Genomic DNA, 5210 nt, shown 5'->3' with positions numbered 1-5210 from the left:
CCGCGGGTGCGCGCCATCGCCCCCGAGGGCGGCCGCCGCCGCGTCCAGCGAGCCCGCTCCCCCGGCCTCCAGCCGTGCCACGAGATCGTCGGTGACCAGGTCCAGCGCGGCGAGGTCCGGGGCCGAGAGGGTCAGCAGACGGGGTTCCGCGCTCACGGCGCCACGGCCTCCCGCACCGCCGTGGGCCAGCGCGCGGGATCCAGCCCGTGGCGGCAGAGGAAGGCGTACGCGAGGCGTTCCAGTCCGAACCCCGCGCAGGCGGTGAAGGCCGCGCCCTGGTCGCCGGGAAGGCCAATGCCGTACGACTCCCCGAAGAACCGCTCGTGGAAGTTGAAGGAGCCGACGGCGACGTCACGCCCCGCGTCCAGCGGGAGCCGCAGTTCGTACTTCAGCTCCATCAGCCGCTGGGACAGCAGGCGCTCGGCGGTCCCCGCGGTGGCGAAGAACGGGTCTCCGGCGACCTCACAGCGCCCGCCGAGGCCGAGGTCCTCCATCAGCCCGAAGACGCGCCTCATCAGCCGCTGCCGGGATGCCACGACGTACGGCAGCGGGCCGAGGAAGACGACCTCGCGGATCGTGAAGTCCCACAGCCGCTCCAGCGAGCGCCGATACCGCGACTCGAACCGGAACGACTTGCCCCGAGCGGTCACCGCGAGCGTCGGCTCGGGCAGCGGCCGGTCCGCGAGCTGGTGGTAGGTGTGGAAGCACATGGTCGGCGGCAGACAGTGCTCGGCCGCGCCGCCGTACGCGCGCAGCCCCTCCGCCGGGTCCTCTCCGCCGGCGAGCGCGCCGAGGAACCCGCGGTAGGCGTCCACGTCGCCGTGCAGGCGGGAGGCGAACATCAGGAACTGCGGGAAGGACTCGAAGTAGCCGCTGCGCCGCATCGCGCCGGTCGGGATGAGCGTCGGGTATCGCATCTCGCGAGCGCCGAACTCCTCGACGGCCAGGGCGCGGATCCCGGCGTCGAGGTGGTCCATCAGCGACAGGACCGGCTCGCCCACGGCGACCTGCCCGTCACCCGCCTCCGACGCGATGCCACGGGCCAGCAGCTCGTCGAAGACCTCCCGCGCGTCTCCCCCGGCAGAGCCGCGCCAGACCACCTTGGGGGCGAACACGCGTTGGCCGAGGACGTCGTTGGCCACCACGAAGTGGAGCTTGCGCGTGAGCTCGCCCAGGTCGGCCGGGCCGCGCACGGTCACGTCCACCGCCCGTACCTCCTCCCCGCCGTGGACGAGCGTGAAGGCGGTGATCGCCTCGGCGACGAAGTAGACCCGGCGGGCGAGCTCCTCGGCGTGGACCCCCGGCACCGGCGGGTCGAGCGGGATCCGGTGCGTCCGTGCCGGGGTCATCCGGGCTCACCGCCCGTCTCCCGCGCCGCGCCGCCGGGGTCCCCGGACAGCGCTCCGCGCACCCCGGCCAGTTCGGCCAGGATGCCGCGCTGCACCGCCGAGGTGCCGGCGTAGATCGGGCCGCCGAGCGCGTCGCGGAGTTCCCGTTCGAGCGACGAGTCGGCCACGTAGCCCCGTGCGCCGTGCACCTCGACCGCCGCCATCGCGGTCGACACCAGGCTCTCGCTGATGAAGATCTTGGCGATCGTCGCCTCGGTCAGCGCCATCCGGCCCTCGCGCTTGAGCCAGCCCACCCGGTACAGGAGCAGCCGGGCCAGCTCCAGCCGGATCTTCATGTCCGCGATCTGGTGGGCGACCGCCTGGAAGCCGCCGATCGACCGCCCGAACTGCCGCCGGGCGTTGGCGTGCCGGACGGACTCCTCCAGGAGCCGCTCCATGGCGCCCACCTGCGCGGCGAACATGAGTGACCGCTCCCACTCGATGGTCGAGGTGAAGACCGCGTAGCCCGCGCCCTCACGCCCGAGCACGTTCGCCGCGGGCACCGCGACGTCGTCGAACTCCACCACCCCCATCGGCGTCGTGCGCAGCCCCATCTTCGTCAGCTCCCGCGTCCGGTCGACCCCGGGCAGGTCGGCGGTGACCAGGAACGCCGTCAGCCCGTCCTGCGCCCGTCCCCGGTCGCCGGTACGGGCGAGGGTGACGAACACGTCCGCGACCGGGCCGTTGCTGACGAAGCACTTCGTGCCGCGCAGCCGGTAGTGGTCGCCGTCGCGCTCGGCGGTGGCCCGGAGGCCGAGGACGTCCGAGCCCGCCTCCGGCTCCGTCAGCGCGTGCGCGCCGATGAGTGTGCCGTCGCACAGGGGTTTCAGATAGCGCTTCTTCTGCTCGTCGGTGCCGTGGGTCAGCAGGTAGATCACGCAGCCCCACAGGTGGTTGTTGACCGCGAAGACCAACCCGTTGTCGCGGCAGCCGTACCCGAGGGCCTCCAGCGCGACGATCACGGTCAGCGGGTCCAGGCCCCGGCCGCCGTACTCGGCCGGGACCGGCCAGCCGAGCACGCCGAACGCGGCGCACCGGCGCCAGTCCTCCAGCGGGAAACGCGACTCCCGGTCATCGGCCGCCACGTCGCGCCCCAGTTCCTCCCGCGCGAACGCGATGACCTCGGTGCGGAGCCGCCGCTGCTCGGCGGTCAGTTCGAGGTTCACACGCGACCTCCGGTCTCTCCGGCCGGGCTCGTCGTCCCCTCCCGCTTCCGGCGTACGAAGGAGTCGATCGCCGCGATCGTGGCGAAGTTGGCGAAGTCGAGGTCCGCGCCGTCCGCGTGGACACCGAACCGCCGCTCGATCCACATGATGAGCTGCACGGCGAAGAGGGAGTTCACCAGGCCGGTGCCGAACAGCTCCTCATCGTCGTCGGCCAGTACGCCGTTCGCGTGTTCGGCGACGAACCGGCGGATCTGTTCCCTCGCGTCCTCAGTCACCGCGCTGGTCCCCTCTCGGGATCGCCGGGGCCGCGTGGCCCGGCTCGTAGGAGTGAAAGCCCCGGCCGGTCTTCCGGCCGAGCAGGCCGGCGTCGACCAGCCTGCGCAGCAGCGGGCACGGCCGGTACTTGGGGTCGCCGAAGCCGTCGTGGAGGACGTCGAGCGAGCGGAGCACGGTGTCCAGCCCGATGAGGTCCGCCGTCTCCAGCGGGCCCATCGCGTGCCCGAAGCACTCCTTGAAGAGCCGGTCGACCTCGGCGGCGGAGGCGACTCCCTCGTGGAGGAGGAAGACGGCCTCGTTGACGGTGAGCATCAGGACCCGGTTCGTGACGAAGCCCGGGGAGTCCCCGACGACGACGTGGTCCTTGCCGACATCGTCGAGCAGGGCCGTCGTGCGTTCGATCGTCTCCTCCGACGTGTGGTGGCCGCGGATGACCTCGACGGTCGGCATGAGCGGAGCCGGGTTCATGAAGTGCGTCCCGACGACCCTGGCCGGCCGCCCGGTGAGCGAGGCGACGCGGGTGATCGGGATCGCCGAGGTGTTCACGCCGAAGCAGGCGTCCGGCGGGCAGACGTCGTCGAGTTCCCGGTAGAGCGGGCGCTTGACCTCCCACTGCTCCGTGACGTTCTCGACGACGTACTCGGCCCGGTTCAGCCGCGTCAGATCGGTGGTGAACCGGATCCGCCCGACGACCTCCTCCGGCCGTCGCCTCGGCGCCGACGGCCGGACGAGCGGCATCATCCGTACGTTGCGCGCTATCTCGGTCCGGGCGCGTTCGAGGATGTCGTCGGCGGTGTCGACCAGCACGACGTCGTATCCGCCCTCGGCGAAGAGCTGCGCGACGCCGATTCCCATCGTGCCCGCGCCCACCACGCCCATCCGATGCATCGGGGAACCCCCTCCTCGTCGCGTACGGCCCCTCATCGGGAGGCCAGGCCGCCGATGACGGCGTCGCGCAGCACGCGCAACGCCTCGTCCCGCCGCTCCCGGAAGTAGAAGTGACCGCCGGGCAGCAGCCGGACGGTGACCAGGCGGCGGGTGTGCGCGGCCCAGTCGCGCGCCCGGGCGGCGCCCCGTTCACCGGTTCCGGCGAGCGCGGTGATCGGGATGTCGAGGGGCTCACCCGCGCGATGGCGGTACGTCTCCAGCAGGGCCAGGTCGGCCCGGTGGCAGGCGAGGGTGTTCGCCAGCAGGACCGGGTCCGTCCGCAGCGGGGCGGGCAGCGCGCCCCAGCGCCGCTCGATCTCGGCGAGCAGGTCCGCGTCGGGAAGCGTGTGCAGCGGGGTCCCGGTGCGGGCGATGGGCGGCGGCGGGCAGGAGGACAGGACCAGTCGTACCGGCTGCTCGCGGTCTCGCCTCCGCAGCTCCCGGGCCACCTCGAACGCCACCAGCGCGCCGAGGCTGTGGCCGAAGAGCACGAACGGCCGAGCGAACCTGATCTCGGTCACCAGCGCGTCGACCAGCGAGACCATGCGGGTGAAGGGCGGCTCACCCGACCGGGAGGTACGGCCCGGGAGGTGCACTCCCCACAGCTGGAGCCCGGGCAGGTCATCGGACCAGCGGAGGTACTCCCCGGGCGACCCCCCGGCGTGCGCGAAACAGTAGAGGTCGACCGGAGCGTCCGGGCGCCGCCGGCGGCGGGCCAGCCAACGCGGGGTGCCGGAGGACTCCGCCGTCATGGCGCCCGTCCGGCGGCCGGTGGGTCGTCCGCCATGCGCTCGCCGATCAGGGCGGCGAGCTCGGCCGGCGTCGGGGCCTCGAACATCGCCCGGGTGGCCAGGTCCACCGGAAAGATCTCCCGGGCCCGCGCGAGAAGGCGGGCCGCGATCAGAGAGTCACCGCCCAGGTCGAAGAAGCTCTCGTCCGGCTCGACCTCGGGAAGGTCGAGGATCTCCGCGAACAGCCCGGCGATCAGTTCCGGCGTCACCGGGCCGACCGGGCGGTCGGCCGGGCGGCCGGGCGGGTCGGGGAGGCGCTCCGGCTGCGGGCCGGCCGGTTCCACAAGGTAACGCCGCCGCTCGAACGGATACGTGGGAAGGGGCACGCGGTCCGGCCGCCGGCCCTCGTGGACCGCCGCCGAGGAGACCGGGGCACCGGCCAGCCACAGGTGGCCGAGCGCGAAGAACAGGGACCGCTCGCCCGGCGTGGAGAGCAGCAGGTGGCGACCGGTCTCCTCCGGCCTGCGCCGGGCCAGGTCGGCCAGGCGCGTGCCGGTGCCGATCTCGACCAGGATCCGTCCGGGGCCGGCCAGCAGCCCGGCCAGGGCCTCGTCGCGTTCCTCACCGGCGGACGCGGCCCAGTACGCCGGGTCGGTGACCGGCGCGGAGGACGGCACGAAGGGGATCGCGGGCTCGCGCGGCCCGATCGCACGGACGAGCCG

General features: G+C 73.3%; 6 protein-coding genes. All 6 read right to left on the bottom strand.

Annotation, left to right across the window (positions count from 1 at the left end; genetic code table 11):
• Nucleotides 1-152 precede the first annotated feature (152 nt).
• Entirely contained in the window at nt 153-1349 is a 1197-nt protein-coding gene (locus tag ACFFNX_RS41485) for a class-II aminoacyl-tRNA synthetase family protein (RefSeq protein ID WP_378211676.1), read from the bottom strand.
• Nucleotides 1346-2554 (bottom strand): acyl-CoA dehydrogenase family protein, encoded by a 1209-nt coding sequence (locus ACFFNX_RS41480; RefSeq protein WP_378211675.1) that lies wholly within the window; start codon nt 2552-2554, stop codon nt 1346-1348. Before ACFFNX_RS41480 ends, ACFFNX_RS41485 begins: the two co-directional genes overlap by 4 nt.
• Nucleotides 2551-2829, bottom strand: a complete 279-nt coding sequence (locus ACFFNX_RS41475) for an acyl carrier protein (RefSeq protein ID WP_378211673.1) — start codon at nt 2827-2829, stop codon at nt 2551-2553. The genes ACFFNX_RS41480 and ACFFNX_RS41475 overlap by 4 nt, the downstream gene beginning before the upstream one ends.
• Complete coding sequence (locus ACFFNX_RS41470) at nt 2822-3718, bottom strand: 3-hydroxyacyl-CoA dehydrogenase family protein (RefSeq protein ID WP_378211672.1); 897 nt, start codon at nt 3716-3718, stop codon at nt 2822-2824. The genes ACFFNX_RS41475 and ACFFNX_RS41470 overlap by 8 nt, the downstream gene beginning before the upstream one ends.
• A 32-nt stretch (nt 3719-3750) precedes the next feature.
• Nucleotides 3751-4509 carry a thioesterase II family protein gene (locus ACFFNX_RS41465; RefSeq protein WP_378211671.1) on the bottom strand — a complete coding sequence of 253 codons (759 nt, stop codon included), beginning with the start codon at nt 4507-4509 and terminating at the stop codon, nt 3751-3753.
• Nucleotides 4506-5210 (bottom strand): phosphopantetheine-binding protein (locus ACFFNX_RS41460; RefSeq protein ID WP_378211670.1); only part of this gene is annotated, 705 nt, incomplete at its 5' end. The genes ACFFNX_RS41465 and ACFFNX_RS41460, both read right to left, overlap by 4 nt.

Origin of the sequence: Actinoallomurus acaciae (assembly GCF_042429965.1) — a bacterium.
Lineage (GTDB): Bacteria > Actinomycetota > Actinomycetes > Streptosporangiales > Streptosporangiaceae > Actinoallomurus > Actinoallomurus acaciae.
Note: the sequence above shows the minus strand (reverse complement) of the source record. Positions and strands in the feature narration are given on the sequence as shown.

Excerpts from the sequence above, each read along its gene's own strand:
- ACFFNX_RS41470 (WP_378211672.1), bottom strand. The coding sequence starts at position 3,718 with ATGCATCGGATGGGCGTGGTGGGCGCGGGCACGATGGGAATCGGCGTC.
- ACFFNX_RS41465 (WP_378211671.1), bottom strand. The coding sequence starts at position 4,509 with ATGACGGCGGAGTCCTCCGGCACCCCGCGTTGGCTGGCCCGCCGCCGG.
- ACFFNX_RS41485 (WP_378211676.1), bottom strand. The coding sequence starts at position 1,349 with ATGACCCCGGCACGGACGCACCGGATCCCGCTCGACCCGCCGGTGCCG.